The sequence below is a fragment of the Mycobacterium sp. NGS66 genome, from assembly GCF_059812225.1.
Genome location: NZ_JCALCG010000008.1, coordinates 156,376 through 173,800, shown reverse-complemented (window position 1 = coordinate 173,800; position 17,425 = coordinate 156,376). Strand labels below are relative to the sequence as shown.

Below are 17,425 nucleotides of genomic sequence, written 5' to 3'. Positions count from 1 at the left end.
AAAGGGGGCCGCTAGTGCCGCGGCGGAGCGACCTCAACCACGTCCTGGTGATCGGGTCGGGTCCGATCGTCATCGGACAGGCCTGTGAGTTCGACTATTCCGGCACCCAGGCATGCCGGGTGTTGCGCGCCGAGGGGCTCACCGTCAGCCTGGTCAACTCCAACCCGGCCACCATCATGACCGACCCCGAGTACGCCGACTTCACCTACGTCGAACCCATCACCCCGACCTTCGTCGAGCGGGTGATCGCCCAACAGGCCCAGCGCGGCAACAAGATTGACGCGCTGCTCGCCACGCTGGGCGGACAGACGGCGCTCAACACGGCGGTGGCGCTGTACGAGAACGGGGTGCTGGACCGCTACGGAGTTGAGCTCATCGGAGCCGACTTCGACGCCATCCAGCGGGGTGAAGACCGCCAGCGGTTCAAGGACATCGTCGCCAAGGTCGGCGGTGAATCCGCGCGCAGCCGAGTGTGTTTCACCATGGACGAAGTCCGCGAGACGGTCGAAGAAGTGGGCCTGCCGGTGGTGGTGCGGCCCAGCTTCACCATGGGCGGCCTGGGCTCCGGCATGGCGCGCTCCCTCGAGGAGGTCGACCGGATGGCCGGCGCCGGCCTCGCAGCCTCGCCCAGCGCCAACGTGCTGATCGAGGAATCCATCTACGGCTGGAAGGAATTCGAACTCGAGTTGATGCGCGACGGCCACGACAACGTGGTGGTGGTGTGCTCGATCGAGAACGTCGACCCGATGGGCGTGCACACCGGCGACTCGGTCACCGTCGCACCGGCCATGACCCTGACCGACCGCGAGTACCAGCGGATGCGTGACCTCGGTATCGCGATCCTGCGTGAGGTCGGCGTGGATACCGGCGGCTGCAACATCCAGTTCGCGGTCAACCCCCGCGACGGGCGGCTGATCGTGGTCGAGATGAACCCGCGGGTCTCGCGGTCCAGCGCGCTGGCGTCCAAGGCCACCGGCTTCCCGATCGCCAAAATCGCGGCCAAACTGGCCATCGGCTACACCCTCGACGAGATCGTCAACGACATCACCAAGGAAACCCCGGCCTGCTTCGAGCCCACGCTGGACTACGTCGTGGTCAAGGCGCCGCGGTTCGCTTTCGAGAAATTCCCCGGCGCCGATCCCACCCTGACCACAACGATGAAGTCCGTCGGCGAGGCAATGTCGTTGGGCCGCAACTTCATCGAAGCTCTCGGCAAGGTGATGCGGTCGCTGGAAACGCCGCGTACCGGATTCTGGACCAAGCCGGACCCCGCCGGCGACCTGGACGAGGTGCTGACCCGGTTGCAGACCCCGACCGAAGGCCGGCTCTATGACATCGAACTGGCGCTGCGGCTGGGCGCCTCGATCGAGCAGGTCGCCGAGGTCACCGGTGTCGACCCGTGGTTCGTCGCACAGATCGGCGAGCTGGTGGTGTTGCGTGCCGAGCTGGTCGAGGCACCCGTCCTCGATGGGGACATGCTCCGACGGGCCAAGTACAGCGGGCTATCGGATCGTCAGATCGCCGCACTGCGGCCGGAATTGGCCGGGGAAGACGGCGTGCGGTCGTTGCGCGAGCGGCTGGGCATCCACCCGGTGTACAAGACCGTGGACACCTGCGCGGCGGAGTTCGAAGCCAAAACCCCGTATCACTACAGCAGCTATGAGCTCGATCCGGCCGCCGAAACCGAGGTGGCCCCGCAGACCGAGAAGCCCAAGGTGCTGATTTTGGGTTCGGGGCCGAACCGGATCGGCCAGGGCATCGAATTCGACTACAGCTGTGTGCACGCGGCAACTACGTTGTCGCAGGCCGGTTTTGAGACGGTGATGGTCAACTGCAACCCCGAGACGGTGTCCACCGACTACGACACCGCCGACCGGCTGTATTTCGAGCCGCTGACCTTCGAGGACGTCCTCGAGGTGTACCGCGCTGAATCGCAATCCGGCGCCGGCGGCCCTGGCGTCGTCGGGGTGATCGTCCAGCTCGGCGGACAGACCCCGCTCGGGCTGGCGCAGCGGCTCGCCGACGCCGGGGTTCCCATCGTCGGCACGCCGCCCGAAGCGATCGACCTGGCCGAGGATCGCGGCGCATTCGGCGACGTGCTCAACGCCGCCGGCTTGCCCGCGCCGAAATACGGCACGGCAACAACTTTCGCGCAGGCCCGCCAAATCGCCGCCGACATCGGCTACCCGGTTTTGGTGCGGCCGTCGTATGTGCTGGGCGGTCGCGGCATGGAGATCGTCTACGACGAGGAGACGCTCAAGGGCTACATCACCCGGGCCACCGAGCTTTCCCCCGAGCATCCCGTCCTTGTCGACCGCTTCCTCGAGGACGCGGTGGAGATCGACGTCGACGCCCTCTGCGACGGCACCGAGGTCTACATCGGCGGCATCATGGAGCACATCGAGGAGGCCGGCATCCACTCCGGCGACTCGGCATGTGCGCTGCCGCCGGTGACGTTGGGCCGCAGCGACATCGACAAAGTACGACGTGCCACCGAAGCCATCGCACACGGCATCGGCGTGGTCGGGCTGATCAATGTGCAGTACGCGCTCAAGGACGACGTGCTCTACGTGCTGGAAGCCAACCCGCGGGCCAGCCGCACGGTGCCCTTCGTTTCGAAGGCCACCGCCATCCCGCTCGCCAAGGCCTGTGCCCGGGTCATGTTGGGCGCCACCATATCTGCGCTTCGCGGCGAGGGGCTGCTGGCGCGTTCCGGGGATGGGGCGAATGCCGCCCAGGACGCGCCGATCGCCGTCAAAGAGGCGGTGTTGCCGTTCCACCGGTTCCGCCGCATCGACGGAGCCGCCATCGACTCCCTGCTCGGCCCGGAGATGAAATCGACCGGCGAAGTCATGGGCATCGACCGTGATTTCGGTAGCGCCTTCGCCAAGAGCCAGACGGCGGCCTACGGATCGCTGCCCGCTCGCGGCACCGTGTTCGTGTCCGTCGCCAACCGGGACAAACGCTCGCTGGTGTTTCCGGTCAAACGCTTGGCCGACTTGGGTTTTCGTGTCCTCGCCACCGAAGGCACCGCGGAGATGTTGCGGCGCAACGGGATTCCCTGCGACGAAGTGCGCAAGCACTTCGAGGAACCGCAACCGGGCCGGCCCGCGGCATCGGCCGTCGACGCCATCCGGGCCGGTGAGGTCGACATGGTGATCAACACGCCGTATGGCAACTCCGGTCCGCGCATCGACGGCTACGAGATCCGGTCGGCCGCCGTGGCCGTCAACATCCCCTGCGTGACGACGGTGCAGGGCGCTTCGGCGGCCGTGCAGGGGATCGAGGCCGGCATCCGCGGCGACATCGACGTGCGGTCGCTGCAAGAACTGCATCGCAGCATCAGCCTCGGAGGCAACGGCAAGTGACCGGTTTCGGTGCCCGCCTGGCCGAGGCCAAGGCGAGTCGAGGGCCGCTGTGCTTGGGCATCGACCCCCACCCCGAGCTGTTGCGAGCCTGGGACCTGCCGGCCACCGCCGACGGCCTGGCCGCTTTCTGCGATACCTGCGTAGCGGCGTACGCCGGTTTCGCGGTCGCCAAACCACAGGTGGCGTTCTTCGAGGCTTACGGCGCTGCGGGGTATGCGGTGCTGGAGCGCACGATCGCCGCGCTGCGCGAGGCCGGGGTGCTGGTGGTGGCCGACGCCAAGCGCGGCGATATCGGGACGACCATGGCCGCGTACGCCACGGCGTGGGCGGGCGATTCGCCGCTGGCCGCCGACGCCGTCACCGCCTCGCCCTATCTCGGGTTCGGCTCCCTGCGGCCCCTTCTGCAAGTCGCGGCGGCGCATGACCGTGGGGTGTTCGTCTTGGCGGCGACCTCCAACCCGGAGGGCGCGACCGTGCAGCGCGCCGACGCCGACGGCCGCACGGTGGCCCAGCTGATCGTCGACCACGTAGCCAATTTCAATCGCGAGGCCAACAAGGCGACGCAGCACGAGCCCGGATCCGTCGGCGTCGTCGTCGGCGCGACAGTCCTGCAGGCGCCGGATCTGAGCGCCCTGGGCGGACCGGTGCTGGTGCCAGGCGTGGGGGCCCAGGGCGGACGGCCCGAGGCGCTGGGCGGTCTGGGCGGGGCGGCGCCGGACCAGTTGCTGCCTGCTGTGGCCCGCGAGGTCTTGCGGGCCGGGCCGGCCGTGGCGGAGCTACGGGCCGCAGGCGAACGGATGCTGGACGCCGTCGCGTATCTGATGAAGTCCTAGGCTTGTCGGTCCCGACGGCGTTGGCGCCCTACTGGTGCCGTGCGCCTGCCTGCGCGTGAAATGTTGGCGTTGCGCATGAAACGTTGGCGTTGCGCGTGAAACCACGGCGGGAAAATCGCCCAGATCCCGCCCTAGATCCACTCGGAACGCCCTGGATTCACACCCAACACCCTGGATTCACACCCAACGCCCTGGATTCACACGGGAAGCCGGGACTTCACTCCGACCAGCCGGAACGCCCGCCCAGGGCGTCACTCAGGGCTCAGCGCCTCGGTTTCGGTGGCCGCCGCGGTCTCGACGATCACCGTGGTGGCCTTGACGACGGCCACGGCGACGCTGCCCGGCTGCAGGTTCAACTCCCGGGCCGCCTCGGTGCTCATCAAAGACACCACCGTGAAGGGCCCGCACTGCATCTCGACCTGGGTCATCACCGTGTCGCTTACCACTTTGGTGACCAGGCCGACGAAACGATTACGGGCCGAGCTGCCGACGCCCAGCGGGTTCGGCGGCGGCGACGGCGCGTTGTCACGCGAGAACTGAGCCAGTTCCTCGCTGGCGATGACCTTGCGGCCGGACGAGTCGAGACTTACCGCCAAAGTGCCGTTGTTGATCCATCGCCGGACGGTGTCGTCGCTGACCCCCAGCAACTCGGCCGCCTGACGTATCCGCAGGTTCGGCACCGCTTGATGGTAGCGCTGCGCACCGGCCAGAGGTCGCGTAACCGGCGGCGCGACACGCGCGACACGCGGTGGCAATCGGTGATTCTTTGCACTGCGGCGCCCCACTGTGTCGCAAGCCGATGGTCCAGACGAGAACGACGGCTGGCCAGTAGGCCGCGAACAGTCTCGCCGGCAGGCTAAAGCTGCTGGTAGACGGGTTATGCAAGTCATTCGCGAGTGGCCTGCATAGCGTGCTTGATGGCGTACCGAGTCCGGCGCCGAGCCCCGTCAAGGCGCGCGGACCGTTGCCATGCGCCGCGCCCACGCTGGGCGTTTATGCCCGCCAAGCAGGGGGGCGGGTTAGATTTCGTCGGGAAGCGTGAGTACGGTCGTTCCCGCTGGCTGGAGTACCCGGCTGAGACAAGAAACGATCGATTGATATCGATGAGAGACGGAGGAATCGTGGCTCTTCCCCAGTTGACCGACGAGCAGCGCGCGGCCGCGTTGGAGAAGGCTGCTGCCGCACGCCGAGCGCGAGCAGAGCTCAAGGATCGGCTGAAGCGCGGCGGCACCAACCTCACGCAGGTGCTCAAGGATGCCGAGAGCGACGAAGTCTTGGGCAAAATGAAGGTGTCTGCGCTGCTCGAGGCGTTGCCGAAGGTCGGCAAGGTCAAGGCGCAGGAAATCATGACCGAGCTGGAAATCGCGCCGACCCGCCGCCTGCGTGGCCTGGGCGACCGCCAACGCAAGGCTTTGCTGGAAAAGTTCGGCTCCGCCTGAGCTCGCCGGCCGACGATGCAGGCCGTTAGGCCTGAGGAGGAGGCCGGTCATCCGACCCGGCCGGAGCGTCGATGAGCGCCGACGGAGGATCCGGCCGTGGCGATCGCGAGCACGGCGGAGCCGGGCGACGCGGGTCGCCACCATATGGCCGTGGCGATCGCGAGCGCGGCGGAGCCGGGCGTGGGGGCGCCCCCGCGAAGCTGGGGGACGGGTCGCCACCATCCGGCCCCGTGGTCGTGCTGTCCGGTCCCTCCGCGGTCGGCAAGTCGAGCGTGGTCAAGTGTCTGCGGGAGCGGGTTCCAAACCTGCATTTCAGCGTGTCGGCCACCACGCGGGCGCCGCGGCCGGGCGAGATCGACGGTGTCGACTACCACTTCGTCAGTCCCGCCCGCTTCCAGCAGCTCATCGACGAGGGCGCGCTGTTGGAGTGGGCCGAGATCCACGGCGGGCTGCACCGGTCCGGCACGCTGGCCCAGCCGGTGCGCGACGCGACCGCAGCCGGCGTGCCGGTGCTCATCGAGGTCGACCTGGCCGGAGCCAGGGCGATCAAGCAAGCGCTGCCGGAAGCCGTCGCGGTGTTCTTGGCGCCGCCCAGCTGGGAGGATCTGGAGTCCAGACTGGTCGGGCGCGGTACCGAAACTCCGGAGGTGATCCGGCGCCGCCTCGACACCGCGCGCACCGAACTGGCAGCTCAGAACGACTTCGACGTGGTGGTGGTGAACAGTCGATTGGAGTCGGCGTGCGCCGAATTGGTATCGTTGCTGGTGAGCACCGCTTAAGAACCCAGGTTCTTAACCGCCCGAAACCCCTTTGCCGCCCCCAAAGCCGTCCCAGGAGATTGACTACGTGAGTAATCCTCAGTCCGACACGTCGCTGGCCGCCGTCCCTGCCGTGGATCAGTTCGATCCGTCGGCGGGTGGGCAGGGCGCCTACGACACCCCCCTGGGCATCACCAACCCGCCCATCGACGAGTTGCTGGACCGGGTTTCCAGCAAGTACGCATTGGTGATCTATGCGGCCAAGCGAGCCCGGCAGATCAACGACTACTACAACCAGCTTGGTGAGGGCATCCTCGAATACGTTGGCCCGTTGGTCGAGCCCGGACTGCAGGAAAAGCCGCTGTCCATCGCCCTGCGCGAGATCCACGCAGACCTGCTCGAGCACACCGAGGGCGAGTAACAGGGCCGGGCCAGGCGCGCTGTGTACGACCGTAATCGGACTGCGAAACGGGTAATCGTCGGCGTCACCGGAGGCATCGCCGCATACAAGGCGTGCACGGTCGTCCGCCAGCTCGCCGAAGCCGGTCATCACGTTCGGGTCATCCCCACCGAGTCGGCGTTGCGCTTCGTCGGGGCCGCGACCTTTGAGGCCCTGTCCGGCCAGCCCGTGCACACGGGCGTTTTCGACGACGTTCCGGAAGTGCCGCATGTTCAGCTCGGCAAGCAGGCCGACCTGGTGGTGGTGGCGCCGGCCACCGCGGACCTGCTGGCCCGGGCGGTCGCCGGCCGGGCCGACGATCTGCTGACTGCGACGCTGCTCACGGCCCGATGTCCGGTGCTGTTCGCGCCGGCCATGCACACCGAGATGTGGTTGCATCCGGCCACCGTCGACAATGTGGCCACCCTGCGCCGCCGGGGTGCGGTGGTGCTGGAACCCGCGTCGGGACGGCTCACCGGGACCGACAGCGGCATGGGCCGGCTGCCCGAGGCCGAGGAGATCACCACGCTGGCTCACCTGCTACTCGAGCGCCACGATGCGCTGCCCTACGACCTCGCCGGCCGTCGGCTCCTGGTGACCGCCGGCGGCACCCGCGAACCCATTGATCCGGTGCGCTTCATCGGAAACCGCAGCTCCGGCAAGCAGGGTTATGCCGTCGCGCGGGTCGCCGCCCAGCGCGGTGCCGAGGTAACCCTGATCGCCGGTCACACGGCCGGGCTCATCGACCCCGCCGGTGTCCACGTGGTGCACGTCAGCTCGGCAGAACAGCTCGGCGACGCGGTGTCCAAGCACGCTCCCGAAGCCGACGTCCTGGTGATGGCCGCCGCGGTTGCCGACTTCCGGCCTTCGCGGGTGGCGACCGCGAAGATCAAGAAAGGCCCAGACGGTCAGGACGAAGCGCCCACGATCGAACTGGTGCGCAACGACGACGTGCTGGCCGGCGCGGTACGCGCACGTGCCCATGGCGAGCTGCCCAATATGCGGGCCATCGTGGGTTTTGCCGCCGAGACCGGGGACGCCAACGGCGACGTGTTGTTCCATGCCCGGGAAAAGCTGCGTCGCAAGGGCTGCGACCTGTTGGTGGTCAACGCCGTCGGCGACGGCAGGGCCTTCGAGGTGGACAGCAACGACGGTTGGCTGCTGGCCTCCGACGGTACCGAGTCGGCGCTTGAGCACGGTTCCAAGACGCTGATGGCCAGCCGTATCGTTGACGCAATCGTCGCGTTCCTGCAAGGCGAAAACAGATAGCGGCCTGGCGGGACGCCCGGCTTGGCCGGTTCAAGCAGCGGCCATTAAGATAATTTGCCTAACTAAGTTTACGAAAGACGGAAGGATGACAGGGTGAGCGAGAAGGGTCGGCTGTTTACCAGTGAGTCGGTGACCGAGGGCCATCCCGACAAGATCTGTGACGCGATCAGCGACTCCGTCCTCGACGCGCTTTTGGCGGAGGACCCCCGCTCACGGGTGGCGGTCGAGACGCTGGTGACCACCGGGCAGGTGCACGTGGTCGGCGAGGTGACGACGACGGCCAAGCGGGCGTTCGCCGACATCACCAACACGGTCCGCGAGCGCATTCTCGAGATCGGCTACGACTCGTCAGACAAGGGCTTCGACGGAGCATCCTGCGGGGTCAACATCGGCATCGGCGCTCAGTCGCCCGACATTGCCCAGGGTGTGGACACCGCCCACGAGGCGCGCGTCGAGGGCGCGGCGGACCCGCTGGACACGCAGGGCGCCGGCGACCAGGGGCTGATGTTCGGCTACGCGATCAACGACACGCCGGAGTTGATGCCGCTTCCCATCGCGCTGGCGCACCGGCTGTCGCGGCGGTTGACCGAGGTCCGCAAGAACGGCGTGTTGCCGTACCTGCGTCCGGACGGCAAGACGCAGGTGACCATCGCCTACGAAGACAACGTCCCGGTGCGGTTGGACACCGTCGTGGTCTCGACCCAGCATGCCGCCGACGTCGATCTGGAAGGCACGCTGACTCCTGACATCCGGGAGAAGGTGCTCAACACCGTGCTCGACGATCTGTCTCACGACACGCTGGACGCGTCGTCGGTACGGATACTGGTGAACCCGACCGGCAAATTCGTGCTCGGCGGGCCGATGGGCGACGCGGGACTCACCGGCCGCAAGATCATCGTCGACACCTACGGCGGCTGGGCCCGTCACGGCGGCGGCGCCTTCTCCGGCAAGGATCCGTCCAAGGTGGACCGGTCAGCGGCGTACGCGATGCGCTGGGTGGCCAAGAACATCGTCGCGGCGGGGCTGGCCGAGCGGGTCGAGGTGCAGGTGGCCTACGCCATCGGCAAGGCCGCCCCCGTCGGCCTGTTCGTCGAGACGTTCGGCACCGAGGCGGTCGACCCGATCAAGATCGAGAAGGTGATCCCCGAGGTCTTCGATCTGCGCCCGGGGGCGATCATCCGCGACCTGGACCTGTTACGGCCGATCTACGCGCAGACCGCCGCCTATGGGCATTTCGGCCGCACCGACATCGAACTGCCCTGGGAGCAGCTCAACAAGGTCGACGACCTCAAGCGCGCCATCTAGATCTTTTCCGACTCGAGTGTGCGGCCAGCCGCACGCCGGGCGCCTCAGCGGGGCGGCAGCGGGTGGTCGGGGTCCAGCGCCGGCAGGCCGTCGATGCTGTGCTGGTTGCGGTGGCGCAGCCGAACATAGGCTTCTTCGGTCGCCCTCGCGTGGTGCGCGTCGAGCACCGGTCGCTCGTCGACGAGCTCGTAGTAAGGTACCGCGTAACCGCAGGCGTCGGCAATCCGGTCCACATCGACGACGACGGCGGCCCGCAGGCCCGTATGCATGTTCTTGAAATACGTTCGCAGCGAGTCGAATTCGTCGTCATCCGGCCGGACTACCCGTCCGGTGCCGAACAGCCGCAAAATGCGTGAGTTGCGGGTGAACGAACAGAACATGATGGTGATCCGGCCGTTGTCACGCAGATGCGCGATCGTCTCTATGCCGCTGCCGAACAGGTCGAGGTACGCCACCGTGTGGTCGTCGAGCACCGCAAAGGTGTCGCGATAACCCTTGGGCGACAAGTTGACTCGCCCGCCCTGCGACGGGGCGGTGGCGACGAAGAACATGGCCTGGCTTTGCATGAACTCGCGGAGCGCCTCGTCGATACGCGAAAACTCTTTCGCCACCGAGGTCTCCTTGCCAGGTATGGAATCGCCATCAGCCTAACCTGGCTGTGCCCCCGGTTTCAGCGCGACCAGGCTGATGTCGCCGCCGTAGAAGTCGAGCACGCGCGGATCCATCACCCGGCGCCACAGGGGTGGGAACAGCGCCAGCAGCAGCATGGCGCTGTACCCGCTGGGAAGCTGCGGCGCCTCACCGACATGACGCAGCACCTGGTAGTTGCGCAGTGGATTGGCGTGGTGATCGGAATGCCGCTGCAGGTGGAAGAGCAGAATGTTGGCGATCACGGTGCTGCTGTTCCAGCTGTGCTCGGCGCGCACTCTTTCGTAGCGTCCGCTGGGCAGCTTCTGCCGTCGCAGGCCGTAGTGCTCGAGGTAGTTGACGGTCTCCAACAGGCAAAATCCCATGATCGCCTGCCCGGCAAGCCAGGGGAGCACGACGGGGCGAAACCATACCGCGAGTACGGTAAACAGCCCAAAGGTCATAAGCCAGGCATTGAGCACGTCGTTGCGCATGGACCAGCGGGATTTTCCGAGGCCCGCTAACCGGGCGGCCTCCAGCCGCCAGGCCGAGCGCAGGCCGCCGATGACCGACCGGGGTAGAAATGCGTACAGCGTTTCGCCGAACCTTGCGCTCGCGGGGTCCTCAGCGGTAGCCACCCGGACATGGTGTCCACGATTGTGCTCGACGAAAAAATGCCCGTAGCAGGTCTGCGCCAGCGCTATCTTGCTCAAGCGTTTCTCGTGTCGTTCGCGCGTGTGTCCCAGCTCGTGTGCCGCGTTGATGGCCAGCCCACCCATCAGCCCAACCGTCACCATCAGTCCGAGCTTGTCGACCACTGACATCGTCAGCCAGCCGCCGCCGGCCCACAGCCAGCAGGCGAAGACCAGTGACAGGTACTGATTGGGCACGTAGAGGTAGGTGACCCAGCGATAGAAGGGGTCGCTCTCCAGCCAGTCGACGATGCTGTCCGGCGGATCGTTCGTGTGGCGGCGTACCAGGTGATCGAGGATCGGCATGACCCCGAACGCCAGGATGGGGCTGCTCCACCAGAACACGCCGAGGCCGGTGGCCCATGCGGCGAGCCACGACCCGTAGACCAGCGCCGGTATGGCCGCGGCGATCAGCCACAGATATCGCTTGGGATGCCGCCAGGTCACGGCCGAAGGCCGCGGCTCGGTGGCGCCAGTGTCGAGTAATACTACTTGCGCCAAATTACATTCTAGAGGTCTAGATAAATGCGTAGGCACTGTCATGCTTGTTCAAAGTAGCAGTTATCACATACTAATGGTATGGTTATCGCGTAGTTATATGAATCACAGTTAGGCCTGAGGCCATGTGAGGCGCTACGCCTTGGCCTTGGCCCTGGTTGCGGTGGTGGAGGCGCTGAATGCAGCTGTCGCGCAGACGTTTTCTGGGTGTCGCCGCCGGAGCTGCTGCGGGCGCCTTCGGGGCCGGAGCCATCGAAGCCAGACGAACCGCGGAGGCAAGCGCCCAACGGCCGCACTACCGGGCCATCGTGGTGGGCAGCGGCTACGGCGGCGGGGTTACGGCGCTTCGGCTCGGTCAAGCCGGCATCGACACCCTGATTCTGGAGATGGGACGTCGGTGGGACACCGCCGACACGGACGGCAAGCGCTTTTCGCGAATGTTGCCCGCGGACAACCGCGCCGGCTGGTTCACCTCCGTGCCGCCCAGCTTGGTGTCGTCATTCCGTGGTGTATCGATGGCGGAGGTGGCCAGGCACACTCCGTCGCCGCAGCCGGTCCAGGCCGGGATCTGCGAAAAGGTTGTCCACGGCGCTCATACGGTGTTCCGCGGAACGGCCGTGGGCGGCGGGTCGATGGTCAACGCGGCGATCGCCGCCATCCCGACCCCGGCCCAGCTCCGAGCGGCCTTCCCGGACATCGACCCGAACGTTTTTCTGGGCACGTACATCGAACGCGCGAAGGCGACGCTGCGGATCAGCTATCGCGACATGGACTGGTTCGAGCGCACACCATGGTTCCAATACGCGCGAGTGGGGCGCCGGTACGCGGAGGCAGCCGGCTACCGCGTCGACTACAACGGCAGCGCTTACTCGTTCGATTACATGAAAAGGGAAGAGGCTGGCGTGGTTCCACGCTCGGCCCTGGACTTCGAGCAGCAGTACGGCAACAACTACGGCAGGTTCGGCAGCATCGATCAGACCTATCTCGCCGCTGCGCTGGCCACCGGCCGGGTCTCCCTGAAGCCACTTACCAAGGTGACCGCGATCCGGCGCGAGCGCTCCGGCCAGTACGTCCTGTCGACGCGCGAGATCGACCGATTCGGCAAAGAGCTGGCGCGCGCCGAACTCGCTTGTGACCAGCTATATCTCAGTGCCGGAGTACTCGGCACCACCGAGTTGCTGCTGCGGGCACGCGAGACGGGGTCGCTGCCGCACTTGAGCCACGAGATCGGCCGTGGCTACGGAAACAACGGCGACATCATGGTTTCGCACATGTTGCAACCCGGCGATCCCGCCGGCACTCAGCAGTCCCTGATGGGAATGATCAACCTGGACGGGCGAGACGATCCGGTGAATCCGGTATACGCCAGCATGTTCTCGCTTCCACTTCCGGTCGAGACGTTTGCGTTGGGCTATTACGTGATGGTCAGAACCGGCGACCGCGCCGACATCAGCTACGACCGCGCGAAAGATTCGATCACCATCAATTGGCCGCAGAGCCATACCGATCACCTGCGCGCGAAGGCGAAGCTGGTTTTCGACAAAGTGACACACGCCAACCGGGTGGACTATCGCGACGATCTGTTCGAAGGAAACGTGTTCGCGCCCAATACCGTTCACCCGTTGGGTGGGGTTGTGCGCGGCAAAGCCACGGATGGCTACGGCCGGGTGAAAGGATATGACAACCTCTATGTCAACGACGCGTCGTTGCTTCCCGGCTACCTCGGCTGCAACCCGTTCATGACGATCACCGCGCTGGCCGAACGAAATATCGAGGGGATCCTGCAAGGGCGCAGGTGACTTTTCCGCGCTGATCAGCTCACTACCCGGTGAACCGGTAGTCGTCCAGATCGAAGCGCCGACTGCGCCAGTAGGCTTCCACCGTCGTGGCCGGCCGCAGCGGGACGTCGCCGTTCTTGTCGAAGTAGTAGCTGTTGGCCAGTCGGCAGCTGTCCTGCCAGAAAATCTGCCGGTGGCGTTTGCGCATCATCTCGGCGAAGTACCGGGCGTTGGCCTCCTCGGTCACCTCGACCCGGGTGGCGCCGCTGCGCCGAGCCCGTTTCAGGCAGCGCACGATGTGATGCGTCTGTGTTTCGATGAGCGCGAAGTACGACGACCCGACGTAGCCGTACGGACCGAAAACGGTGAACATATTAGGGAATCCGGGAACGCTGACGCCTTCGTAGGCCTGCAGCCGGTGTTCATCCCAAAACCGGCTCAAGGACCGGCCACCGCTGCCCCGGACGGCATACGTCGGGACGTTGTCGGTGTCCATCACCTTGAAGCCGGTGGCCAGTATCAGCACATCGACCTCGTGGTCTTCGCCGTCCGTGGTCACCACCGCGCCGGGCGTGATCTTGTCGATCGGCTGAGTAACCAGACGGACGTTGTCGCGGTTGAACGTTGCCAAGTAGCCGTTGTGGAAGCCGGGCCGTTTACAGCCGACGGCGTACTTCGGGGTGAGTTGCTCGCGTACCACCGGATCCTTGACCTGCTGACGCAAGTAGCGGCGGCCGGCGTCGGCCATCCTCTTCGCCAACGGGAACACCGTGAAGTACTGCGCCGAGATCGGAAAAGTCAATTCGACGAAAGCCTGGCTGAGCAGCCGTTGCACGAATTTGCCGCCGGGAACCCGCATCGCCCAGCGTGCCGCGGTCGGCAGTGGGACGTCGAACTTCGGGAAGCACCAGATTGGCGTGCGCTGAAAAACGGTGAGGTGCGAGACAATTGGCGCAATCTCCGGGATGACCTGCACGGCCGAAGCGCCGGTGCCGATGATCGCCACCCGCTTGCCGGTCAGATCCTGGCTGTGGTCCCAGCGTGCCGTGTGCATGGTGATGCCGTCGAAGGAGTCCACTCCGTCGATATCGGGCAGATTCGGCACGGTGAGCACGCCGCTGGCGCTGATCACGAACCGTGCCGTGATCTCACCGCCCGGATCGGTTTCCAGCCGCCATAACGCGTGCTCGTCGTCGAACTCTGCGCTGAGGACCTTTGTGCCAAAACGGATTCGGGAGCGCAGCCCGTACTTTTCGACGCAGTGTTCGGCGTACGCCTTGAGCTCCCCGCCGGGCGCGTAGGTCCGCGTCCAGTCCGGGCTCTGTTCGAACGAGAACTGGTAGGAGAACGACGGAATGTCAACGGCGATACCGGGATAGGTGTTCCAGTACCAGGTGCCGCCGACTCCGTCGCCGGCCTCGAGGATCAAGAAGTCGTGAAACCCTGCCCGGTCGAGCTGGATCGCGGCGCCGATACCGGAGAATCCGGCACCAACAATCAGCACGTGGTGATCGGGCTGCGCGGTCATTCAGACGGCTCCTTCAAGCGACGTGCAGGCCATATTCGAGCGTAGTGCCAGCGTAGCCCCGGGTTCAGCGGGCTGGTGCGAAAGCTAACTGTGCAGCGCCTTCTTCAATGCCGCGACGCCACGGTCGGTTGCCGCTGCCGCCGCGGGAACCACCAAAGCGAAGCTGACGTAGCCGTGCACCAGGCTCGGCTCGTTGCACAACTCCACGGGCACGCCGGCCGCGCTGAGCAACTCGGCATAGTGCGCGCCGTCGTCGCGCAGCGGGTCGTGCTCGGCGGTGCCGATGAAGGCGGGAGGCAGGCCGGACAGGTCAGCGGCGTTGGCCGGGGCCAGGGTGGCGGGCAGCGTCGCGTGGTCGGTGATATCGACGCCGGGGATGTACCACTGCATGAAGGCGTCGATGACGTCGCGGTCCAGGATCGGTGCGTCGGCGTTCTCGGTGAATGACGGCAACGACAAGTCGGCCGTGGTGGACGGGTACCACAGCAGCTGGAAAACCAATGGCGGCCCGTCATTATCGCGGGCCAGTTGCGCCATGACCGCCGCGATGTTGCCACCCGCGGAATCGCCGACGACCGCGATCCGGTTCGGGTCGCCGCCCAGCTCGCCGGCGTGCTCACCGACCCAGCGCAGCGCCGCCCAGCTGTCGTCGATCCCGGCGGGGAACGGGTGCTCGGGCGCCAGCCGGTAGTCGACGGACACCACGATCGCGTCCGCGCCGACCGAATGCGCGCGGGCGACCGGGTCGTGGGTGTCCAGGTCGCCGATAGACCAGCCGCCGCCGTGGTAGAGCACGACGACGGGGACGCCCTGAGCGGCAGCATCGGACGTTGCCGTAGGCGGCCAGTAGATGCGGACCGGTATGTCGGTGAGCTCGCCGTAGTCGACGGTTCGATTCTCGATGCGCAGCTGGGGGAGCATTTCCGGGGGCGCTTGCAGCTGCTTCATCCGGGCCCGTGCGACCTCGACGCCTTCGGCGGCGTTGAACGTCAGCGGAACCGTGTCAAGCAGCGCCTTGAATACCGGATCGATGGGTGGCCGGGCAGTGGTCTGGTCGGTCATCCGCCTACCGTACGCAATAGGTGATTCGCGCCTGCGGCGCTCCTGCGTCACGGGTGCAGCGCAGCCCGCAACGCGGCCAGCCCGCGTTCCATCGCGGCCGTCGCGGCCGGCACCACACCGGCGTAGCCGAGGTAGCCGTGCACCATGGTCTGGGCGTTGTGCACCTCGACGGGAACGCCGGCGGCGGACAGCAGCTCGCCGTACCGGATGCCGTCGTCGCGCAGCGGGTCGTGGCCGGCCACGCCGATGTAGGCGCGCGGCAGCCCGGACAGGTCCTTCGCCCGGCCCGGCGCCAGCCCGGCCGGCGGGTCGGACAAATCGACTTCGCCTGCGTACCAACGGGAGAACGCGTTGATTGCGGCGGTGTCCAGGATGGGTGCGGTGGCGTTCTCGGTAAAGGACGGTAGCGAAACGTCCCACAGCGTGGAGGGATACCACAGTAGCTGAAACAGGACCGGCGGACCTCCGCTGTCGCGGGCCCGCTGCGCCACCACGGCGGCGATAGTGCCGCCGGCCGAATCCCCGGCGAGGGCCAGCCGGTCGGTGTCGGAGCCCAGGTCCGGGCCGTGCTCGGCGACCCATACCGTTGCGGCCCAAGCGTCTTCGACCGCGGCGGGGTAGGGGTGCTCGGGCGCCAGCCGGTAGTCGACCGACACCACGACCGCCCCGGCGCCGACCGCATGTTGACGGCATGTTCCGTCGTGGGTATCCAGATCGCCCAGGACAAAGCCGCCGCCGTGGAAGAACATCACCACTGGCGTCGGGGGATCGGTCGTGGAATCACTTGGCGGCCAATAGATTCGGAGGTCGATCGATCCTGCCGGTCCCTCGATGGTGCGGTCTTCGACCCGCAGCTCGGGATGCACCGCACGGCGCTTGAGGTCGCGGAACCGTTGCCGGGCAGCGTCGAGCCCGTCTTCGGCCGATAGCCGGAACGGAACCTTATCCAGTACCTTCAACAGGATGGGGTCGATAGCGGGTTTCTCGTCGGCAGTCTCGTCCAAGTTGGGCATGGACGAACCGTACGCACAGCGCCTGGTGACCGGCGGGTGGGTGGTCGCCGGATGGGCCGGCATCGCCTACGGCGTGTATCTGACCGTGATCGCGTTGAGCTCGCCCCCGGGCGCCGACCTGACCGGGCGCTGGGTCCTGCAGCCACCGTTCAAAGCTTCGATGGCGGCGTTGCTGGCGCTGGCTGCCGTCGCGCACCCCGTCGTTCGCGAGCGACGGTGGCTGATGCCGGCGCTGCTGCTTTCGGCGATCGGCGACTGGTTGCTCGCGGTTCCCTGGCTGGCGCAGTCGTTTGTCTTCGGGCTGAGCGCATTCCTGTTGGCGCACTTGTGTTTCCTGGGCGCGTTGCTCCCGCTGGCGTGGCGGTCGGGTCCCTCGCGCGCGCGCCTGACGGCCGTAGGGCTGATGGTGGTGCTGTGCGCGGCACTGTTGAGCTGGTTCTGGCCCCACCTGGGCGCGGAAAGGCTGACCGTTCCGGTGACGGTCTACATCGTCGTGCTGTGTGCAATGGTGTGCACGGCCTTGCTGGCGAAGCTGCCGACGATCTGGACCGCGGTCGGGGCGGTCTGTTTCGCGGTCTCGGACACCATGATCGCGATCGGTCGGTTCATCCTGGGCAACGAGGTGCTGGCGGTACCGATTTGGTGGTCGTATGCGGCGGCGCTGATCCTGATCACGGCGGGGTTCTTCTTTGGCCGTGAGCCGTCAGAGAAATCCGACGATGGATCCGGCGGCGCTGACGCTCCCGACGACACCGTCACCGCCGATGACTGACTGTCGGTAGGCGCCGGTAATAACGATTCATGCGGTCAAATCGC

15 protein-coding genes are annotated in these 17,425 nt (G+C 66.5%); 9 read left to right on the top strand and 6 right to left on the bottom strand.

Annotated elements, in window-relative coordinates; all coding sequences use genetic code 11:
- The first annotated feature begins 14 nt into the window (after positions 1-14).
- The gene (gene carB / locus AC5Y2L_RS16585) at positions 15-3,368 is read left to right on the top strand and encodes a carbamoyl-phosphate synthase large subunit (protein ID WP_499936668.1); all 3,354 of its coding nucleotides are present in this window, start codon (positions 15-17) and stop codon (positions 3,366-3,368) included.
- Positions 3,365-4,201, top strand: a complete 837-nt coding sequence (gene pyrF / locus AC5Y2L_RS16580) for an orotidine-5'-phosphate decarboxylase (RefSeq protein WP_499936669.1) — start codon at positions 3,365-3,367, stop codon at positions 4,199-4,201. Before carB ends, pyrF begins: the two co-directional genes overlap by 4 nt.
- A gap of 251 nt (positions 4,202-4,452) precedes the next feature.
- On the opposite strand, the gene AC5Y2L_RS16575 is transcribed toward pyrF, so the two are convergent.
- The gene (locus AC5Y2L_RS16575) at positions 4,453-4,881 is read right to left on the bottom strand and encodes a TOBE domain-containing protein (protein WP_499936671.1); all 429 of its coding nucleotides are present in this window, start codon (positions 4,879-4,881) and stop codon (positions 4,453-4,455) included.
- Between the two features lie 441 nt (positions 4,882-5,322).
- On the opposite strand from AC5Y2L_RS16575, the gene mihF reads away from it, so the two are divergent.
- The 5 genes from mihF (at position 5,323) to metK (ending at position 9,411) form a co-directional block, all read left to right on the top strand.
- Entirely contained in the window at positions 5,323-5,640 is a 318-nt protein-coding gene (gene mihF / locus AC5Y2L_RS16570; protein WP_003407240.1) for an integration host factor, actinobacterial type, read from the top strand.
- Positions 5,641-5,840: 200 nt separating this feature from the next.
- Positions 5,841-6,419 carry a guanylate kinase gene (gmk, locus tag AC5Y2L_RS16565; protein ID WP_499936847.1) on the top strand — a complete coding sequence of 193 codons (579 nt, stop codon included), beginning with the start codon at positions 5,841-5,843 and terminating at the stop codon, positions 6,417-6,419.
- Positions 6,420-6,486: 67 nt separating this feature from the next.
- Entirely contained in the window at positions 6,487-6,819 is a 333-nt protein-coding gene (rpoZ, locus tag AC5Y2L_RS16560; protein WP_499936672.1) for a DNA-directed RNA polymerase subunit omega, read from the top strand.
- Positions 6,820-6,840: 21 nt separating this feature from the next.
- Entirely contained in the window at positions 6,841-8,106 is a 1,266-nt protein-coding gene (gene coaBC, locus AC5Y2L_RS16555; protein WP_499936674.1) for a bifunctional phosphopantothenoylcysteine decarboxylase/phosphopantothenate--cysteine ligase CoaBC, read from the top strand.
- A gap of 93 nt (positions 8,107-8,199) precedes the next feature.
- Entirely contained in the window at positions 8,200-9,411 is a 1,212-nt protein-coding gene (metK, locus tag AC5Y2L_RS16550) for a methionine adenosyltransferase (protein WP_499936676.1), read from the top strand.
- A gap of 44 nt (positions 9,412-9,455) precedes the next feature.
- Here metK and AC5Y2L_RS16545 read toward each other — a convergent pair whose 3' ends face one another.
- Both AC5Y2L_RS16545 and AC5Y2L_RS16540 read right to left on the bottom strand, forming a co-directional pair.
- Complete coding sequence (locus AC5Y2L_RS16545; RefSeq protein ID WP_499936677.1) at positions 9,456-10,022, bottom strand: pyridoxamine 5'-phosphate oxidase family protein; 567 nt, start codon at positions 10,020-10,022, stop codon at positions 9,456-9,458.
- Positions 10,023-10,058: 36 nt separating this feature from the next.
- Complete coding sequence (locus AC5Y2L_RS16540; protein ID WP_499944168.1) at positions 10,059-11,231, bottom strand: alkane 1-monooxygenase; 1,173 nt, start codon at positions 11,229-11,231, stop codon at positions 10,059-10,061.
- Positions 11,232-11,407: 176 nt separating this feature from the next.
- Between AC5Y2L_RS16540 and AC5Y2L_RS16535 the strand changes: the two genes are divergently transcribed.
- Positions 11,408-13,027 (top strand): GMC oxidoreductase, encoded by a 1,620-nt coding sequence (locus tag AC5Y2L_RS16535; RefSeq protein ID WP_499936680.1) that lies wholly within the window; start codon positions 11,408-11,410, stop codon positions 13,025-13,027.
- 22 nt (positions 13,028-13,049) lie between these two features.
- On the opposite strand, the gene AC5Y2L_RS16530 is transcribed toward AC5Y2L_RS16535, so the two are convergent.
- The 3 genes from AC5Y2L_RS16530 to lipI all read right to left on the bottom strand — a co-directional run bounded on the left by AC5Y2L_RS16530 (position 13,050) and on the right by lipI (position 16,609).
- Positions 13,050-14,534, bottom strand: a complete 1,485-nt coding sequence (locus tag AC5Y2L_RS16530; protein ID WP_499936681.1) for a flavin-containing monooxygenase — start codon at positions 14,532-14,534, stop codon at positions 13,050-13,052.
- Positions 14,535-14,618: 84 nt separating this feature from the next.
- Positions 14,619-15,596 (bottom strand): alpha/beta hydrolase, encoded by a 978-nt coding sequence (locus AC5Y2L_RS16525; RefSeq protein ID WP_499936682.1) that lies wholly within the window; start codon positions 15,594-15,596, stop codon positions 14,619-14,621.
- A gap of 47 nt (positions 15,597-15,643) precedes the next feature.
- A complete protein-coding gene (lipI, locus tag AC5Y2L_RS16520; protein ID WP_499936683.1) occupies positions 15,644-16,609 on the bottom strand; it encodes an esterase LipI in 966 nt (321 codons plus the stop codon).
- Here lipI and AC5Y2L_RS16515 point away from each other — a divergent pair.
- Positions 16,608-17,381 carry a lysoplasmalogenase gene (locus tag AC5Y2L_RS16515; protein WP_499936685.1) on the top strand — a complete coding sequence of 258 codons (774 nt, stop codon included), beginning with the start codon at positions 16,608-16,610 and terminating at the stop codon, positions 17,379-17,381. The two genes, lipI and AC5Y2L_RS16515, sit on opposite strands and share 2 nt — an antisense overlap.
- Positions 17,382-17,425: the final 44 nt, after the last annotated feature.

What these genes read in the sequence shown, in the direction of transcription:
- AC5Y2L_RS16535 (WP_499936680.1), top strand. Translation starts at nt 11,408, where the DNA reads ATGCAGCTGTCGCGCAGACGTTTTCTGGGTGTCGCCGCCGGAGCTGCT.
- AC5Y2L_RS16530 (WP_499936681.1), bottom strand. Translation starts at nt 14,534, where the DNA reads ATGACCGCGCAGCCCGATCACCACGTGCTGATTGTTGGTGCCGGATTC.
- AC5Y2L_RS16525 (WP_499936682.1), bottom strand. Translation starts at nt 15,596, where the DNA reads ATGACCGACCAGACCACTGCCCGGCCACCCATCGATCCGGTATTCAAG.
- AC5Y2L_RS16515 (WP_499936685.1), top strand. Translation starts at nt 16,608, where the DNA reads ATGGACGAACCGTACGCACAGCGCCTGGTGACCGGCGGGTGGGTGGTC.
- lipI (WP_499936683.1), bottom strand. Translation starts at nt 16,609, where the DNA reads ATGCCCAACTTGGACGAGACTGCCGACGAGAAACCCGCTATCGACCCC.